The 16448-nt window shown below is 65.7% G+C and carries 14 protein-coding genes; 12 read left to right on the top strand and 2 right to left on the bottom strand.

All coding sequences use genetic code 11. From position 1 onward, the window contains the following. The first annotated feature begins 9 nt into the window (after nt 1-9). The 12 genes from QA649_RS30250 (at nt 10) to QA649_RS30195 (ending at nt 14109) form a co-directional block, all read left to right on the top strand. Nucleotides 10-984 (top strand): NAD(P)-dependent oxidoreductase, encoded by a 975-nt coding sequence (locus tag QA649_RS30250; RefSeq protein ID WP_283020399.1) that lies wholly within the window; start codon nt 10-12, stop codon nt 982-984. A gap of 1 nt (nt 985) precedes the next feature. Then, nucleotides 986-1735, top strand: a complete 750-nt coding sequence (locus tag QA649_RS30245; protein ID WP_283020398.1) for an SDR family oxidoreductase — start codon at nt 986-988, stop codon at nt 1733-1735. Further along, complete coding sequence (locus QA649_RS30240; RefSeq protein ID WP_283020397.1) at nt 1732-3168, top strand: NAD(P)/FAD-dependent oxidoreductase; 1437 nt, start codon at nt 1732-1734, stop codon at nt 3166-3168. The genes QA649_RS30245 and QA649_RS30240 overlap by 4 nt, the downstream gene beginning before the upstream one ends. A 119-nt stretch (nt 3169-3287) precedes the next feature. Next, nucleotides 3288-4907: an ABC transporter substrate-binding protein gene (locus tag QA649_RS30235; protein ID WP_283020396.1), complete on the top strand. Its 1620-nt coding sequence runs from the start codon at nt 3288-3290 to the stop codon at nt 4905-4907. A 28-nt stretch (nt 4908-4935) separates the two neighbouring features. Then, complete coding sequence (locus tag QA649_RS30230; protein ID WP_018647561.1) at nt 4936-5970, top strand: ABC transporter permease; 1035 nt, start codon at nt 4936-4938, stop codon at nt 5968-5970. After that, nucleotides 5967-6815: an ABC transporter permease gene (locus tag QA649_RS30225; RefSeq protein ID WP_283020395.1), complete on the top strand. Its 849-nt coding sequence runs from the start codon at nt 5967-5969 to the stop codon at nt 6813-6815. Before QA649_RS30230 ends, QA649_RS30225 begins: the two co-directional genes overlap by 4 nt. Then, a complete protein-coding gene (locus tag QA649_RS30220) occupies nt 6812-8482 on the top strand; it encodes an ABC transporter ATP-binding protein (RefSeq protein ID WP_283020394.1) in 1671 nt (556 codons plus the stop codon). Before QA649_RS30225 ends, QA649_RS30220 begins: the two co-directional genes overlap by 4 nt. A 154-nt stretch (nt 8483-8636) precedes the next feature. Continuing rightward, complete coding sequence (locus QA649_RS30215; protein ID WP_283020393.1) at nt 8637-10241, top strand: ABC transporter substrate-binding protein; 1605 nt, start codon at nt 8637-8639, stop codon at nt 10239-10241. Between the two features lie 17 nt (nt 10242-10258). Next, nucleotides 10259-11200, top strand: a complete 942-nt coding sequence (locus tag QA649_RS30210; RefSeq protein WP_260384834.1) for an ABC transporter permease — start codon at nt 10259-10261, stop codon at nt 11198-11200. Then, nucleotides 11197-12120, top strand: a complete 924-nt coding sequence (locus tag QA649_RS30205; protein WP_283020392.1) for an ABC transporter permease — start codon at nt 11197-11199, stop codon at nt 12118-12120. Before QA649_RS30210 ends, QA649_RS30205 begins: the two co-directional genes overlap by 4 nt. A 19-nt stretch (nt 12121-12139) precedes the next feature. Beyond that, nucleotides 12140-13129 (top strand): ABC transporter ATP-binding protein, encoded by a 990-nt coding sequence (locus QA649_RS30200; RefSeq protein ID WP_283020391.1) that lies wholly within the window; start codon nt 12140-12142, stop codon nt 13127-13129. Beyond that, nucleotides 13126-14109 carry an oligopeptide/dipeptide ABC transporter ATP-binding protein gene (locus tag QA649_RS30195; protein ID WP_283020390.1) on the top strand — a complete coding sequence of 328 codons (984 nt, stop codon included), beginning with the start codon at nt 13126-13128 and terminating at the stop codon, nt 14107-14109. Before QA649_RS30200 ends, QA649_RS30195 begins: the two co-directional genes overlap by 4 nt. 9 nt (nt 14110-14118) lie before the next feature. Here the strand turns inward: QA649_RS30195 and QA649_RS30190 are convergent, their stop codons facing one another. Both QA649_RS30190 and QA649_RS30185 read right to left on the bottom strand, forming a co-directional pair. After that, nucleotides 14119-15462, bottom strand: a complete 1344-nt coding sequence (locus QA649_RS30190) for an aspartate aminotransferase family protein (protein WP_283020389.1) — start codon at nt 15460-15462, stop codon at nt 14119-14121. Nucleotides 15463-15479: 17 nt separating this feature from the next. Next, nucleotides 15480-16427: a GntR family transcriptional regulator gene (locus QA649_RS30185; RefSeq protein WP_283020388.1), complete on the bottom strand. Its 948-nt coding sequence runs from the start codon at nt 16425-16427 to the stop codon at nt 15480-15482. Nucleotides 16428-16448 lie beyond the last annotated feature (21 nt).

Here is a 16448-nt window from a genome sequence, read left to right as displayed (position 1 = left end):
TCGCGCGCGATGAAGATCGTCATCTTCGGCGGCACCGGCTTTGTCGGCCTCAATCTTGCCGAAGTGCTGCTCGTGCGCGGGCACGAGGTGACGCTGCATGATCGTAAGCAGCTTCCGGCCGGAGCGGAGCGATCCTTTGCTGACTACCGGGATCGGCTCACGATTGTTCAGGGCGAGATCACGGACATCGAGAGGATCGATGCCCTCGTGAAACAAGGCTTTGATGCGCTTGTCCTCGGCGCCGCCATAACTGCCGGGGATCAGCTCGAGCGGTCCACGACCTCCAGCATCCTAGAGGTCAATGTGATGGCTCAGATACCGATCCTGAGCGCTGCGATCCGCCGTGGCGTTCGCCGCGTGATCAATCTGTCCTCGGCATCCGCCTATGGGACCGCGGGGCAGCGCTATCAGATATTGGACGAGGAGACGCCGTGCGATCCCGTCTCCTTCTATGCCATCAGCAAATTCACGTCGGAGCGATCCGTGGCGCGGCTTGCCGAGCTGTGGGGAGGGGATTTTTTGAGTGTGCGTTTGAGCGCGGTGTTCGGTCCTTGGGAGCGGATCGGGAAGGTGCGCGATACGCCCAGCCTCCAGTTCCAAATTCTGGCGGAGTTCGCGCGCGGCGAACCGGCGCTCCTCCCTGCACCAGGGATCAAGGACTGGACCTACGCGCCCGATGCCGCTGAGGCCGTCGCTGTGCTGATCGAAGCCGAGCGGCCGCGCCACCGGCTCTACAACATCTCCAGCGGCACGGCTTCGTCGGCACTGCAATGGGGCGAGGCCTTTGCGGCGCTGCATCCCGGGCTGGAGTGCCGGCTCGCGTCTCCCGGAGAGAAGACTTTCATCAAGCTCCACGGTGGGGATCGCGCGCCGCTGTCGGTGACGCGAATGGCCGACGAATTCGGTTGGCGCGCGCGGTTCGGCTGCGCCGAGTCCGCTGCCGCGATGAGCGCCTGGCTGAGGCAGCACAAGGAGTGGATCTGAGATGCGGCTGAATGGGTGCACCGCCATCATCACCGGAGCGGGCTCGGGCATCGGCCGCGCCAGTGCAAGACTGTTCGCGGAGGAGGGCGCGCGCCTTGCTCTGGTCGATCGTGATGCCGCTGGCCTTGCGGAAACTCTGAGCCTGGTCGGCGAAGCAACCGTGCATGTCGGCGACGTCGGCGATGCCGGTTTCGCTGAGACTGTCGTCGGCGATGTCATCGCGCGGCACGGCCGGCTCGATATCCTGATGACCGCGGCCGGCTTCTCCTGCGGCGGCACGGTGCTGACCACGAGCGTGGAGGACTGGGATGCGGTGTTCCGCGCCAATGTCGGCGGCACCTGGCTATGGGCCCGGGCCGCCGTGCCTCACATGCAGCGGCAGAACAACGGCTCGATCATCACGCTGGCATCGCAGCTCGCGATCGCCGGCGGCAAGGGCAACAGCGCCTATATCGCTGCCAAGGGCGCGATCATCAGCCTGACGCGGACGATGGCGGTGGATTTCGCCACCGACGGCATCCGCGTGAATGCGATTGCGCCGGGCGCGATCGACACGCCGATGCTTCGCCGCAGCTTTGCCCGTCACGCCAATCCGGACGAGGTGCGCGAAGCCTCCCGCAACCGTCACGCCATGAAGCGGTTCGGCGCGGCGGAAGAGATCGCGCAGACCGCGCTGCATCTCGCCAGCGATGCGTCGTCCTTCACGACCGGCACCGTCATGGTGGTCGACGGAGGCTGGCTCGCGGCATGAGTGAGGCGCTGACAGACCTCGAAGCGGACGTCCGCGCCGATCTTGCGATGATCACGCATCCCGGCGCCGCATGGCTCGAGCCGAAGACGGGGCCGGACGGCAAGCCCGCGCTGGATGTCCTTGTCATCGGTGCCGGCCAGTCCGGCATTGCCATCGGCTTCGGCCTGATGCGCTCCCGCGTCAGCAACATCCTGCTGCTCGACAAGGCCGAGGAGGGGAAGGAGGGCCCGTGGCTCACCTATGCCCGCATGCCGACGCTGCGCAGCCCGAAGGACTACACCGGCCCGGACCTCGATATCCCCAGCCTGACCTACCAGTCCTGGCACGAAGCCCGCTTCGGCAAGGACAGCTGGCAACAGCTCGGCCTGATCGAGCGGGGCCATTGGGCGGAGTACCTGCTGTGGCTGCGACGCACGATCGGCTTGCCGGTGCACAATGCTTGCGAGCTCCTGGAGATCGCGCCGGCGTCTGACGGCCTGCTCGCCGCGCGCGTGAAACGGGCAGGAGAGATCGAGACCCTCTACGCCCGCAAGATCGTGCTGGCGACGGGGCAGGAGGGCATGGGCGACTGGATGATCCCGGAGCAGCTGGCGCATCTGCCGGCGCGTTCGGTCGCGACCGTCGCCGACGACATCGATTTCGAAGGCCTGCGCGGCAAGCGCGTCGCTGTGATCGGTGCCGGCGCTTCCGCCTTCGACAATGCGGCGACCGCGCTGGAGGCGGGCGCCGCCGAAGTGCACCTGTTGTGCCGCCGTGCCCAGATCCAGGTGATCCAGCCCTATCGCTGGCTGACGTTTCGCGGCTTCCTGCGTCATCTCAGCGACCTCGACGATGCCTGGCGCTGGCGCTTCATGCGAAAGATCCTCGAGATGCGGGAGGGATTTCCGCAACCGACCTACGATCGCTGCGCGCGCCACGCCAATTTCGCATTGCATGAGGGCGCGCCGGTCGAAGCCGCGCGCGAGACCGATAGCGGCGTTGAATTGCAGACGCCACGCGGCGCCATCCTCGCCGATTTCGTCATCTGCGGCACCGGCATCGACATGAATTTCGCTGGACGCGGCGAGCTCTCCAATTTCGCCGGCAACATCGCGACCTGGGCGGACCGTTACCAGCCGCCGGAAAACGAATGCAACGAACGGCTCGGCCGCTTTCCCTATCTCGCCGACGACTACGCCTTCACCGAGCGCGTGCCGGGCAAGACACCGTGGATCACCGACATCCATCTCTTCGCCATCGCCTCCACCATGAGCTTCGGTCCATCGGGATCGTCGATCAATGCGATGACGACCGCCGTTCCAAAGCTGGTCCACGGCCTGACGCGCGGCCTGTTCCGCGCCGATATCGCGCGTCACTGGGCTTCGCTCAGCGCCTATGACGTGCCGCAGGCGGTGGTCGCGCGGTCGGCGCGAAAGACGGAGGAATCGCTGTGATCATCCATGCGCCACCGCGACGATGCGTCCCCAAAAACGCCCCATGAGACTGGCGCGCAACTTGCTTCTTTCTTAACCTGCCTTGCTGGCGCTCTTGTTCGAAATTCAGGGAAAAACCAATGCGTTTTGTGTCTTTCAGGCCGGCGACCTCAATCCTCGCTACCGCTGCGCTGTTGCTCATCACCACCGCGCCGTCGCAAGCGCAGACCAGGGCGGAGACATTGCGCTATGTGACGGGCGCATCCGTCAACACGCTCGATCCCAACATCCCAGGCTCGACCCGCGAGTCCTTTGCGCTGAGCATGAGCACCTATGACCGGCTGGTGGCGTTCGGCCGCAAGCAGCTCAACGGCAAATGGGTGTTCGATCTCGACACGATCACGGGCGAGCTTGCCGAATCCTACGAGGTCAGCCCGGACGGCTTGAAGCTCACCTTCCGCCTGCGCAAGGACGCCAAATTCCAGGACGGCTCGCCCGTCACGGCCGAGGACGTCAAATGGTCGCTCGATCGCTGCGTCACCGCGCCGATCCTCGGCAAGGCGCAGTTGCTCACGGGCTCGTTGACGTCCGCCGATCAGTTCAAGGTGATCGATCCCCTCACGATCGAAGTGACGCTGCCCAAGCCCGACAAGCTCGCGCTCCCCAATCTCGCCACCGTCTATCCGATGATCATCAACTCGAAAGTGGCAAAAGAGCACGCGACCGCGGACGATCCCTGGGCCACGGCCTGGCTGAAGGAGCACACTGCCGGCAGCGGCGCCTATGTGGTGGAGACCTTCAAGCCCGGCGAGCAGGTCATCCTCAAGCGCGACGAGGCGTGGAATCGCGGCTCGGCAAACAAGCCGGCTTTCTTCAAGCGCGTGATCGTGCAATCGGTGCCGGAGCCCGCGACCCGCGCCAACCTCGTCGAGCGCGGCGATGCCGATCTCGTGCTCGACCTCCAGGCCAGCGACGTGCAGTCGCTGGAGGGCAAGGGCAAGCTCAAGGTGATCTCGACGCCGCAGTACAATGCGATCACCTTCGTCTCCATGAATAACCAGATCCCGCCCTTCGACAACGTCAATGTCCGCCGCGCCATCGCTTACGCGCTGCCCTATGACGACATGTTCAAGGCCGCTCTGTTCGGCCGCGGCTCGCCGCTGTTCGGCGCGAACTGGGCGGACGGCAAGCCGGCGAACGGCATCTACCCGTTCCAGCAGCCGGTGAAGCTCGACCTCGACAAGGCCAGGGAATATCTGAAGGCCGCGGGTCTCCCCGAGGGCTTCTCGACCACCTTCAGCTTCAATGTCGGCCAGGCCTCGACCGCGGAGCCGATGGCGGCTCTCGTGAAGGAATCGCTCGGCAAGATCGGGATCAAGGTCGACATCCAGAAGCTGCCGGACGCGCAGATGTCGACGCAGATCAACGAGAAGAAGCTGCCCTTCTACACCGAAGGCATCGTCGCCTGGCTGCCGTCGACCGATTACTTCTACCGCAACTTCTACACCGGCAATCAGCGCTGGAACTACAGCTCGATCAACAACCCGGACCTTGCCGCGATCGCGCAGGAAGCCCGGTTCGAGCCGGATAAGTCCAAGTATGAGGAAGCCGGCCGCAAGCTCAACGCGATGCATTATGACCTGATGCCGCAGATCATGTTGTGGCAGCCGAACCAGGACGCCGTCATGGCGCCGTCGGTCGAAGGCTACACCTACGAGTTCCATCGCCAGGTCGACTATCGCGACGTCAGCCGCAAGTGATATCGGGAAGCGAGGGAGGCTCTGAAAGGTGACGACCGGTCTTGGCGCAACGATGGTGCGGGCGGGCAGGCGGCTGCTGTCGTCGCTGCCGGCGCTGTTCGGTGTCCTGGTCTTCACCTTTCTCCTAATGCGCGTTCTGCCAGGGGATCCCGCGGTGTTCTTCGCCTCGGGGCCGAATGCGGGCAAGGAGGAGATCGAGCTGATCCGCAAGCAGATGGGGCTCGACAAATCGGTGCCGGAGCAGCTCGTGTTCTATCTCTCCGACATCGGCCACGGCAATCTCGGCCGTTCCATGATGACGGGACAGCCGGTGCTGAAGGATTTGCGCGAGCGGCTGCCGGCATCGCTGGAGCTCACGTTCACCGCGCTGCTGATCGCGCTGATCGCGGCGGTGCCGCTCGGCGTCATCGCGGCGCTGCGGCCGGGGTCGGTCGTCGATCACGGCGTGCGGCTGTTCTGCGCGCTCGGCGTCTGCGTACCGACCTTCGTCTCCGGCCTGCTCTTGATCTATGTCTTCTACTATCTGCTTGGACTCGCGCCTGATCCCACAGGGCGGATCGACGTCTTCACCTCGCTGCCGCCGCAGCGCACCGGCTTTCTCTCCATCGACTTCCTGCTGGCCGGCGATTTCGAGGGTTGGTGGGCGGCGTGCAAGCAGCTGATCCTGCCGGCGGTAAGCATGGCGCTGTTCGTGATCGCGCCGCTGGCGCGGATCACGCGCGCCTCGATGCTGGTGTCGCTCGGCAGCGATTTCGTGCGCACCGCGCGCTCGGTCGGATTGTCCTGGCGCAAGGTGGTCGTCACTTACGCATTGAGGAATGCGATCCTGCCGGTCATCACCATCGCCGGCATCGTGTTCTCGACCATGCTGGGCGCCAACGTGCTGGTGGAGAAGGTGTTCTCCTGGCCGGGCGTTGCCTCCTATGCGCTCGATGCGCTGCTGTCGTCCGACTACGCGCCGGTGCAGGGCTTCGTGCTGCTGATGGCGAGCCTGTTCGTGCTGGTCAATCTCGTGGTCGATATCTGCTACGGCATCGCCGATCCCAGGGTGTCGATCGAATGACCAGCGCAACCCTTCGCCACTCCGTCTGGATCCTGCGCGGCAATCCGCTCACGGCGGTGGCCGCGGCCGGGGTGACGCTGTTCGTCCTGCTCGCGATCTTCGGGCCCTGGATCGTGCCTTATGATCCCGTGGTCTCCAATGTCTCGGAGGCATTGCAGCCGCCGAGCGCGGCCCATCTCGCCGGCACCGACCAGCTCGGGCGCGACGTGTTCAGCCGTCTCATCATTGCTGCGCGGCTGGATCTCGCGATTGCGGTGTCTGCGGTCGGCATCTCCTTCGTGATCGGCGCCGTCGTCGGCTCGTTCTGCGGCTATGCCGGCGGCCGGCTCGACCGTGCGGTTGGCCGCTTCGTCGACGTGATGATGGCCTTTCCACTGTTCGTGCTGGCGATGGCGATGGTCGCGGCGCTGGGCAACCGGATCGAGAACATCGTGATCGCGACTGCGATCATCAATCTGCCCTTCTACATCCGCTTCGCGCGCGCCGAAGTGAACGTCCGGCGCAATGTCGGCTGGGTCGAGGCCGCGCGCGCCTGCGGCGAGAGCCATTTCTCGGTGGTGCTGCGCTTCCTGCTGCCGAACATCCTGCCGGCGATGGCGGTGCAGATCTCGCTCAATCTCGGCTGGGCCATTCTCAATGCCGCGGGTCTGTCCTTCATCGGCCTCGGCGTCAAGCCGCCGACGCCGGAATGGGGCATCATGGTCGCGGAAGGCGCGCGCTTCATCTCCACGGGACGGTGGTGGCTGGTGGCCTTTCCGGGCCTTGCGCTGATGATAGCCGTGCTGTGCTTCAATCTGCTCGGGGACGGGATGCGGGATATTCTCGATCCCCGCATGCGCACATGAGCGAAGAGTTGCTCAGGATCGAGGACCTCCACGTCTCGTTCTCGACTCGGCGGGGCATGGTCGAAGCCGTGCGCGGCGTCACGCTCAACGTCGAGGCTGGCGAGATGCTCGGCCTCGTCGGCGAGAGCGGCTCGGGCAAGTCCGTGACCGGCTTTGCCACGACGCGGCTGCTCGATACCGCCGGGCGCGTCACCGGCGGAAAAATCCTGTTTCGCGGGCAGGACGTGACGAAGCTCCGGGGCGATGACCTCCGTCATCTCCAGGGCGCCGCGATGTCGATGATCTTCCAGAACCCGCGGGCGGCGCTCAACCCGATCCGGGCGATCGGCTTGCAGATCGCGGATGCGATCCTCACGCATAAGAAAATATCGAAAGACGCCGCGCGCGCCGAGGCGCTGGACCTGCTGCGCGCGGTGCAGATCCGCGATCCCGAGGCGCGGATGAATGCCTATCCGCACGAGCTCTCCGGCGGAATGTGCCAGCGCGTGATGATCGCGATCGCGATCTCCTGCAATCCCGCGCTCCTGATTGCGGATGAGCCGACCACCGGCCTCGACGTCACCACGCAGAAGGTGGTGATGGATCTGCTCGCGGACATCGCCGCCGCGCGCGGCATGGCGACGATCCTGATCACGCACGACCTCGGGCTCGCGGCACGCTATTGCCGCCGCATCGCCGTGATGGAGCGCGGCCGCATCGTCGAAGAGGCGAGCCCCAGGACGCTCTTCAGCACACCGCAGCATGCCTATACGAGGCGCCTCGTTGCGGCATCGCCGACTGCGACGTCCCGGATCGAGGATCTCGTGACGGAGGAGGAGCGCGAGCGTTACGCGACTGTCGTCGGCAAGCCCCGGCCGGCGCCCGCGCACGGGACGCCGCCGCTGCTGGAAGTGCGCAAGCTCGCAAAACGTTTCGACCAGGGCTCTGCCGCGGTTGCCGACTTCTCGATGACGATGGCCGGCGGCGAGAGCGTCGGTCTCGTCGGCGAATCCGGTTCCGGCAAGAGCACGACGTCGCGCATGATCTGCCGGCTGATCGATCCGAGCGAAGGCGACATCGTGTTCGACGGGCAGTCGATCGGCCATGTCGCGTCGCGTGATTTCCATCGCTCGCGCTTTCGTAAAGACATCCAGATGGTCTTTCAGGACCCGAACGAGAGCCTCAACCCGCGCTACACGGCGTTCGACTGTATCGCCCATCCCCTGATGCGGCTCGACGGCATGCGCGTTGGCGATGCGTTGCGCAAGCGGGTGGAAGAATGCGCCGAACGGGTAGGGTTGCCGCTCGATCTGCTGCCGCGTTTCCCGCACCAGCTCTCCGGCGGCCAGAAGGCCCGCGTCGGCATTGCCCGCGCCATCGCCTGCCGGCCGCGGCTGCTCGTGCTGGACGAGCCGACCGCTGCGCTCGACGTCTCGGTACAAGCGGTTGTGCTGCAACTGCTCGATCGCCTTCGGCGCGAAAATGACATCGCGCTCCTGTTCGTCAGCCACGATCTCAACGTGGTGCGCATGCTATGCGACCGCACCATCGTGCTGCGCAATGGCGGCATCGTGGAGCAGGGCGAGAGCCGGGCGCTGTTCGATAATCCGAAGACCGACTACACCCGCAAGCTGGTCGAGGCGATCCCGCATATCGAGACCGGCGAGGTGCTCGCGGCTGCTCTCTAACTCCGTGCAAGTCAACGTGGGCCAGCCAAAAAGTCGATGAGATCCCGCTGGCGGAGGCCCATTTACTGGCATACCATTTGCTTGCAAATGGGCTCGGTTTCACTTGCCCTTGGCCAATGAACAGCTGGCATCGCGGCACTATCGGGAGGACTTCATGGATCGCAGGACGGTATTGAAGGGACTGGCTGGCGCGGGCGGACTGGCATTGACGGGTGGCCTTTCGGCCCCGGCGATCGGCCAGGGCGCGGCGGCCCGCACCCTGCGATTCGTGCCGCAGGCCAATCTCGCCAATTTCGACCCGATCTGGGGCACGCAGTATGTCGTGCGCAACGCAGCCGCGATGGTCTGGGACACGCTCTACGGCATCGACTCCTCGTTCCAGCCGCAGCGGCAGATGGTCGAGTCAGAGGAAGTGACGGACGACGGCACGACCTGGACGTTCAAGCTGCGCCCGGGCCTCAAATTCCACGACGGCGCGCCGGTGCTGAGCAAGGACGTCGTGGCGAGCCTCACCCGCTGGGCGGCGCGCGATCCGATGGGCCTGATGATCAAGGCGCTCCAGCAGGAGCTGACGGCCGTCGACGACCGGACCTTCAAATGGGTGCTGAAGCAGCCCTATCCGAAAATGCTCTACGCGCTGGGCAAGAACAATTCGCCATGCGCCTTTATCATGCCCGAGCGCATCGCGCAGACCGATCCGTTCAAGCAGATTTCCGAATATGTCGGCTCCGGTCCGCTGAAGTTCGCCAAGAGCGAGTGGGTCCCCGGCGCCAAAGCCGTGTTCGAGAAATTCACCGACTATGTGCCGCGTCAGGAGAAGCCGTCCTGGCTGGCCGGCGGCAAGCAGGTGATGGTCGATCGCGTCGAGTGGGTGATCATGCCGGATCCGGCAACCGCGGCGGCCGCGCTGCAGAACGGCGAGATCGACTGGTGGGAGAATCCGATCGCGGACCTCGTTCCGGTTCTGAAGAAGAACAAGAACATCAGCGTCGATATCGGCGATCCCCTCGGCAATGTCGGCTCGTTCCGCATGAACTTCCTCTATCCGCCCTTCAACGACGTCAAGGCGCGGCGCGCGGTGCTGATGGCGCTCAGCCAGGAAGACTACATGCGCGCGATCGTCGGCGACGACAATTCGCTGTGGAAGCCGCTGCCCGGCTACTTCACGCCGGATACGCCGCTCTACACCGAAGTGGGTGGCGAGATTCTGAAGGGCAAGCGCGATCTGGACGCCGCCAAGAAGCTGCTCGCCGAGAGCGGCTATTCCGGCCAGCCGGTGACGTGTCTCGTCGCGCAGGACCAGCCGATCACCAAGGCGATGGGCGACGTGACCGCCGACCTCCTCAAGAAGCTCGGCATGAATGTCGACTTCGTCGCGACCGATTGGGGCACGGTCGGCTCACGCCGCGCGCAGAAGACACCGCCCGGACAGGGCGGCTGGAACATGTTCCACACCTGGCACGCGGGCGCGGATTGCGTCAATCCGGCTCCCTACACCGCGATCCGCGCCAACGGCGACAAGGCCTGGTTCGGCTGGCCGACCAGCGCAGGCACCGAAAAGGAGGTCGCGTCGTGGTTCGAGGCCAAGAACCTCGACGAGGAGAAGGCCGCCATCGGCCGTCTCAACAAGGCGGCGATCGATGATGTCGTCTACGCTCCGACCGGCTTCTTCCTGAGCTACACCGCGTGGCGCAAGAACGTCTCCGGCGTGACCAAGGGACCGTTGCCCTTGTTCTGGGGCGTGTCGAAGTCTGCATGATCGTGCGTTGAGGCCAGATGCTCTCTTACATCCTCCGTCGCATCGTCGCGACCTTGCCGGTCATGGCAATCGTCGCGCTGTTCGTGTTCAGCCTGCTTTACATCGCGCCCGGAGATCCGGCCGTGGTGATCGCGGGCGATCAGGCAAGCCCGGAGGATGTGGAGCGCATCCGCCAGAGCCTGGGGCTGGACCGGCCCTTCCTGGTCCAGTTCGGAAGCTGGGTCTGGCGCATCCTGCATGGCGATCTCGGCACCTCGATCTTCACCAATCTGCCGGTCTCGGCGATGATCGGGCAGCGTCTCGGACCGACGCTGTCGCTGATGATCGTCACGCTGCTGCTCACGATCGTGGTGGCGGTGCCGCTCGGTGTGGTGGCGGCCTGGAAGGCCGGCAGCCTGATCGACCGCGTCATCATGGGCTTTGCCGTGTTCGGCTTCTCGCTGCCCGTCTTCGTGGTCGGCTACATGCTCGCCTACGTCTTCGCGCTCGAGCTCGAATGGCTGCCGGTGCAGGGCTATACGCCGCTCACGCAGGGCTTCTGGCCGTGGCTGGAAAACCTGATCCTGCCGGCGATCGCGCTCGGCTGCGTCTACATCGCGCTGGTCGCGCGCATCACCCGCGCCGCCATGCTCGAAGTCCTGCAGCAGGACTATATCCGCACCGCCAAGGCCAAGGGCCTGGGGCAGGGCGGCATCCTGTTCATTCATGCGCTGAAGAACGCTGCGGTGCCGATCGTCACCGTGATCGGGATCGGCATTGCGCTGCTGATCGGCGGTGCGGTCGTCACCGAAAGCGTATTCGCGATTCCCGGGCTCGGCCGGCTCACGATCGACGCGATCCTGCGCCGCGACTATCCGGTCATCCAGGGCATCGTGCTGCTGTTCAGCTTCGTCTACGTCCTCGTCAATCTGATGATCGACGTCACCTATACGCTCGTTGACCCGAGGATCCGCTATTGACCGACATCACCGTCAACCCGCAATCGCTTCCGGCCGGTCTCGTTCTTGCGCCGCAGCTGCCGGAGATCCTCCGACCGGTCAAGATCCGGCGCGGCTTCATCGGAATGCTGCGCGGCCATCCGACGGTCGCGATCGGCGGCGCGCTGCTGCTGACCCTCGTGCTGATCGCGATCTTCGCGCCCTATCTCGGCACCGTCGATCCGACCGCGCTTGCGCCCGCCAAGCGGACGCGGGCGCCGTCGGCCGATTTCTGGTTCGGCACCGACGTGCTCGGCCGCGACATCTATTCGCGCGTACTGTTTGGCGCGCGGGTCTCGCTCACGGTCGGCCTGTCGGTCGCGATCTTCGCATCCGCGGCGGGTCTTGCGATCGGCATGGTCTCGGGCTTCATCCGCTGGGCCGACGGCATCTTGATGCGCTTCATGGATGGCCTGATGTCGATCCCGCCGATCCTGCTCGCCATCGCGCTGATGGCTCTTACGCGCGGCAGCGTGGGGAACGTCATCCTGGCCATCACCATAGCGGAAATCCCGCGCGTCTCGCGCCTCGTGCGCAGCGTGGTGCTGTCGCTGCGCGAGCAGCCCTATGTCGACGCGGCGGTGGCCTGCGGCACGCGCACGCCGATGATCATTCTGCGCCACATCCTGCCCAACACGGTTGCGCCCATGCTGGTGCAGGCGACCTATATCTGCGCCAGCGCCATGATCACCGAGGCGATCCTGTCATTCATCGGCGCGGGCACGCCGCCCACCATTCCGTCCTGGGGTAACATCATGGCCGAAGGCCGCGCGCTGTGGCAGGTCAAGCCCTATATCGTATTCTTCCCGGCGGCGTTCCTGTCCGTCACCGTGCTCGCCGTGAACCTGCTCGGCGACGGCCTTCGCGATGCGCTCGATCCGCGCATGGCCAAGAGCCTGTGATAGTGCGGGGCTGATCACGATGGCGCTGCTCGAAGTCGAGAACCTCCAGACCCATTTCCGCACCCCCGGCGGCATCAACCGCGCGGTCGATGGGGTGTCCTTCCACGTCAACGAGGGCGAGACGCTCGCCATCGTCGGCGAGTCCGGCTGCGGCAAGTCGGTGACCTCGATGTCGCTGATGCGGCTGGTCCCGGAGCCGCCTGGCCGGATCGCCGGCAGCATCCGCTTTGCCGGCAAGGATCTCCTGAAGCTGTCGGACCGCGAGATGCGCGCCATCCGCGGCAACGACATCTCGATGATCTTCCAGGAGCCGATGACCAGCCTCAATCCGGTGCTGACCGTCGGCCGCCAGATCCGCGAGACCCTGATGATCCATCAGGGCCTCGACAAGCAGGCTGCCGAGGCGCACGCGATCGAGATGCTGACCCTCGTCGGCATTCCCGAGCCGAAGCGGCGCGTGCGCGAATATCCGCACCAGCTCTCCGGCGGCATGCGCCAGCGCGTGATGATCGCGGTGGCGCTGGCCTGCAATCCAAAACTGCTGATCGCGGACGAGCCGACCACGGCGCTCGACGTGACCATCCAGGCGCAGATCCTCAAGCTGATGCTCGACCTCAAGCACCGGGTGGGCGCCGCCATCATCCTGATCACCCACGATCTCGGCGTCGTCGCCGAGATCGCCGAGCGCGTCATGGTGATGTATGCCGGCCGCAAGGTCGAGGAGGCGCCGGTCGCCGAGCTGTTCCGCTCGCCGCGCCATCCCTATACGCAGGGCCTGCTCGGCGCGGTGCCGAAGCTCGGCTCCTCGCTCGCGGGCACTGCGACGCGGCTCGCCGAGATTCCCGGGCAGGTGCCGGATCTTCGCAAGCCGATCACCGGCTGCGTCTTTGCCGGGCGCTGCGCGCTCGCGACCGATCTCTGCCGCCAATATGCGCCGGGGCTGGAAGAGAAGGGCCCGCGCCACATCGCGGCCTGTCACTATGCTGCCAAGGGAGCGATCGCGGCATGAGTCCTCCGCTGCTCCAGGTCAACGACCTCAAGAAGCATTTTCCGATCAACAAGGGCCTCTTCGGACGGCAAACCGAATTCGTCTATGCGGTCGACGGCGTGTCGTTCGAGATAGCGCGCGGCGAGACCTTGTCGCTGGTCGGCGAGTCCGGCTGCGGCAAGTCGACGGTCGGCCGCGCCATCCTGCGCCTGTTCGATATCACCTCGGGCCAGGTCATCCTCGACGGCCAGCGCATCGACGACGCGCATCCGAGCACGATGCGCCAGATGCGCCGCCGCGTGCAGGTGGTGTTCCAGGATCCTTTCTCCAGCCTCAACCCGCGCATGCGTGTGCGCGACATCCTCGCCGAGCCGATCCGCAATTTCGGCCTCGCCAAGTCGAAGGAAGATCTCGAGGTTCGCGTCACGGAGCTGATGGACACCGTGCGCCTGCCGCGCGAGGCGCTGAACCGCCGGCCGCACGAGTTCTCAGGCGGCCAGCGCCAGCGTATCGGCATCGCGCGGGCGCTCGCGGCCGAGCCCGAGCTGATCGTGTGCGACGAGGCGGTCTCGGCGCTCGACGTCTCGGTCAAGGCGCAGGTCGTCAATCTGCTGCAGGACCTTCAGAAGAAATTCGGCCTGGCGCTGCTGTTCATCAGCCATGACCTCGCCATCGTCGAGCACATGACCCATCGCGTCGCGGTGATGTATCTCGGCAAGATCGTCGAGGTGGCGCCGCGCCGCGAGATCTTTGCCGCGCCGAGGCATCCCTACACCAAGGCGCTGCTCTCGGCGGTGCCGCTGCCCGAGCCCGGCGCCCAGCGCAATCCGATCATTCTCGGCGGCGACGTGCCGAGCCCGATCAATCCGCCGAAGGGCTGCCGCTTCCACACCCGCTGCCCTTTCGTGTTCGACCGCTGCCGCACCGAGGAGCCGACGCTCCGCGCTGTCGGAGACGAGCAATGGGTGGCGTGCCACCTCGATGCATTGCCGGTGAGTTGAGGCCCGGCGTCAGCCGATCGCGGCCAAGGCACGGCGGATGGCGGCGAAAATGTCGCCGATCTGTTCCTCGGTGATGATGAGGGGCGGCGAGATCAGCAGCGTGTCGCCACTGCCGCGGATCAGGATGCCGTCCTCATAGCAGCGATTGGCGCATTCGCTGCCGCGCGCGCCCGGCGCGCCCTCGCGCGGCTTCAGGTCGATCGCGGCGAGCAGCCCGATGTTGCGGATGTCGATGACGTGGGGCAGATCGCGCAAGCCGTGCGCATGAGTCTCCCACACCGGAGCGAGGCGGCGGGCCCGCTCGAACAGGCCGAGATCCTGATACACGTCGAGCGCGGCAAGACCCGCCGCGCAGGCCAGCGGATGGGCCGAATAGGTGTAGCCGTGGAACAGCTCGATCGCGTTGTCCGGCCCCTGCATCAGCGCGTCGTAAACCTTGCCGCTGACGATGACGCCGCCCATCGGCACGGCGGCATTGGTCATGCCCTTGGCGCAGGTGATGAGATCGGGTGTCACGCCGAAGGCGTTGGCGCCGAACGCCGCGCCGAGCCGCCCGAACCCGGTGATGACCTCGTCGAAGATCAGCAGAATGCCGTGCTGGTCGCAGATCTGGCGCAGCCGCTCGAGATAGCCGACCGGCGGCGGCAGCACGCCGCCGGAGCCGGTGACGGGCTCGACGATGACGGCGGCGATGGTCGAGGGATCGTGCACCTGCAGCAGTTTTGTCAGCTCATCGGCGAGATGGGCGCCCCATTGCGGCTGCCCGCGCGAGAACGCCGCATGCTCCGGATCGTGGGTGTGCGGGAGGTGGTCGACTTCCGGCAGCAGCGGGCCGAAATCCCTGCGGTGGCGCACGATGCCGCTGACCGACAGGCCGCCCCAGCCCATGCCGTGATAGGCTTTTGCGCGCGAGATGAAGCGAATGCGGCTGGCGTCACCGCGGGCGCGGTGATAGCCGCGCGCGATCTTCAGCGCGGTGTCAACCGATTCCGAACCGGAATTGGTGAAGAAGACGTGGTCGAGCCCGTCAGGCGCGATCTCGGTGATGCGGCGGGCGAGCTCGAAGGCGGCCGGATGGCTCATCTGGAACGAGGAGACGAAGTCGAGCTTCGCCGCCTGCGCCTGGATCGCCTCGACGATGCGCCTTTGCGCATGTCCGGCGTTCACGCACCACAGCCCTGCCATGCCGTCGAGAATGCGCCTGTTGTCGTCGGTGACGTAATGCATGCCTTCGGCGCCGACGAAGATGCGCGGCTTCGACTTGAACTGGCGGTTCGGCGTCATCGGCAGCCAGAACGGCTCCATGGCCTCGCGGGTGAGGGGGCTGTTGGAGGGGAAGGCATTAATGGTCATGGCAACTCTTGCAAAGGTCAGGAGGCTTTGGATGGCGTGTTGGAACTCACCGGGCTGCGCTTGAGCTTTGCTGCGCCTTCGAGATGCCGGCGGAGTAGCGCGGCTGCGGCCTCGTTCTGGCCGGCTTCGAGCTGGTCGAGGATGGCGAGATGCTCGCGGCAGTTCACGATCACGCGCTCGTGGCCGAAGGCCCAGTCGTAGTTGCCGAAGCGCCGCAGCCGGTTCTGCTGTTGAACCGCGACCAGCAGATAGCGGTTGCCCGATGCCGCGGCGAGGCCTTCGTGAAAGGCCGCGTTCATCTCGTAGAGCGCGATGCTGGCGGTGTCGCTCCACGGCATCGCCAGCATCTCCTGATGACGGCGGCGCATCTCGGCCGCCCAGGCCGGATCGAGCCTGAAGCCCGGCTCGAGCAGGCCGGCCGGCTCGATCAGGAGACGATATCGGTAGCTCTCGTCGCGCGCCTGCGTGTCGGCGAGCGTCGGCTGGAAGCGCCAGCCATGGCCCGGCTTGCGCTGGACCGCGGCGACCTCGGCAAGCTTGCTGAGCACGCGCTGCACGATCGGCCGTGTCGCGTCATAGCGCTGCATCAGGTCGCGCTCGGAAACGTCCTCCGGCAGCCGGCCGGCGCGGCGGTCGCGCGCGATCGCGAGGAACAGCCGGTCGGTCTCGTCGGGGCTCGGCTTTGGCGGTGCCTTATGCGTGGCGGGGGCGGCCTCAGCGACGAAATAGCCGCGGCTGGCGCCGGCATGCACGAGCTTGCGGCGCGCCAAGAGCTTCAGCGCAGCGCGCACCGGCGTGCGCGAGACCTGCAGGCGTTCGGCGAGCGCGACTTCGGCAAGGCGCGTGCCGGGAGCGAGCCCTTCGCTCCGGATCAGGTCCATGATCCCGGCCGACAGTTCCCGCTGCAGCCGGCTTGGTGACGCTTTTTCCACGGCAGATTTCGCGGTCGAAGATTTTTGTTTCATGTCATCACAAAATACATTAGG

Source organism: Bradyrhizobium sp. CB1717, assembly GCF_029714325.1.
Taxonomy (GTDB): Bacteria; Pseudomonadota; Alphaproteobacteria; order Rhizobiales; family Xanthobacteraceae; genus Bradyrhizobium.
Note: the sequence above shows the minus strand (reverse complement) of the source record. Positions and strands in the feature narration are given on the sequence as shown.

What these genes read in the sequence shown, in the direction of transcription:
- QA649_RS30250 (WP_283020399.1), top strand. Translation starts at nt 10, where the DNA reads ATGAAGATCGTCATCTTCGGCGGCACCGGCTTTGTCGGCCTCAATCTT.
- QA649_RS30245 (WP_283020398.1), top strand. Translation starts at nt 986, where the DNA reads ATGCGGCTGAATGGGTGCACCGCCATCATCACCGGAGCGGGCTCGGGC.
- QA649_RS30240 (WP_283020397.1), top strand. Translation starts at nt 1,732, where the DNA reads ATGAGTGAGGCGCTGACAGACCTCGAAGCGGACGTCCGCGCCGATCTT.
- QA649_RS30235 (WP_283020396.1), top strand. Translation starts at nt 3,288, where the DNA reads ATGCGTTTTGTGTCTTTCAGGCCGGCGACCTCAATCCTCGCTACCGCT.
- QA649_RS30225 (WP_283020395.1), top strand. Translation starts at nt 5,967, where the DNA reads ATGACCAGCGCAACCCTTCGCCACTCCGTCTGGATCCTGCGCGGCAAT.
- QA649_RS30220 (WP_283020394.1), top strand. Translation starts at nt 6,812, where the DNA reads ATGAGCGAAGAGTTGCTCAGGATCGAGGACCTCCACGTCTCGTTCTCG.
- QA649_RS30215 (WP_283020393.1), top strand. Translation starts at nt 8,637, where the DNA reads ATGGATCGCAGGACGGTATTGAAGGGACTGGCTGGCGCGGGCGGACTG.
- QA649_RS30210 (WP_260384834.1), top strand. Translation starts at nt 10,259, where the DNA reads ATGCTCTCTTACATCCTCCGTCGCATCGTCGCGACCTTGCCGGTCATG.
- QA649_RS30200 (WP_283020391.1), top strand. Translation starts at nt 12,140, where the DNA reads ATGGCGCTGCTCGAAGTCGAGAACCTCCAGACCCATTTCCGCACCCCC.
- QA649_RS30195 (WP_283020390.1), top strand. Translation starts at nt 13,126, where the DNA reads ATGAGTCCTCCGCTGCTCCAGGTCAACGACCTCAAGAAGCATTTTCCG.
- QA649_RS30190 (WP_283020389.1), bottom strand. Translation starts at nt 15,462, where the DNA reads ATGACCATTAATGCCTTCCCCTCCAACAGCCCCCTCACCCGCGAGGCC.
- QA649_RS30185 (WP_283020388.1), bottom strand. Translation starts at nt 16,427, where the DNA reads ATGAAACAAAAATCTTCGACCGCGAAATCTGCCGTGGAAAAAGCGTCA.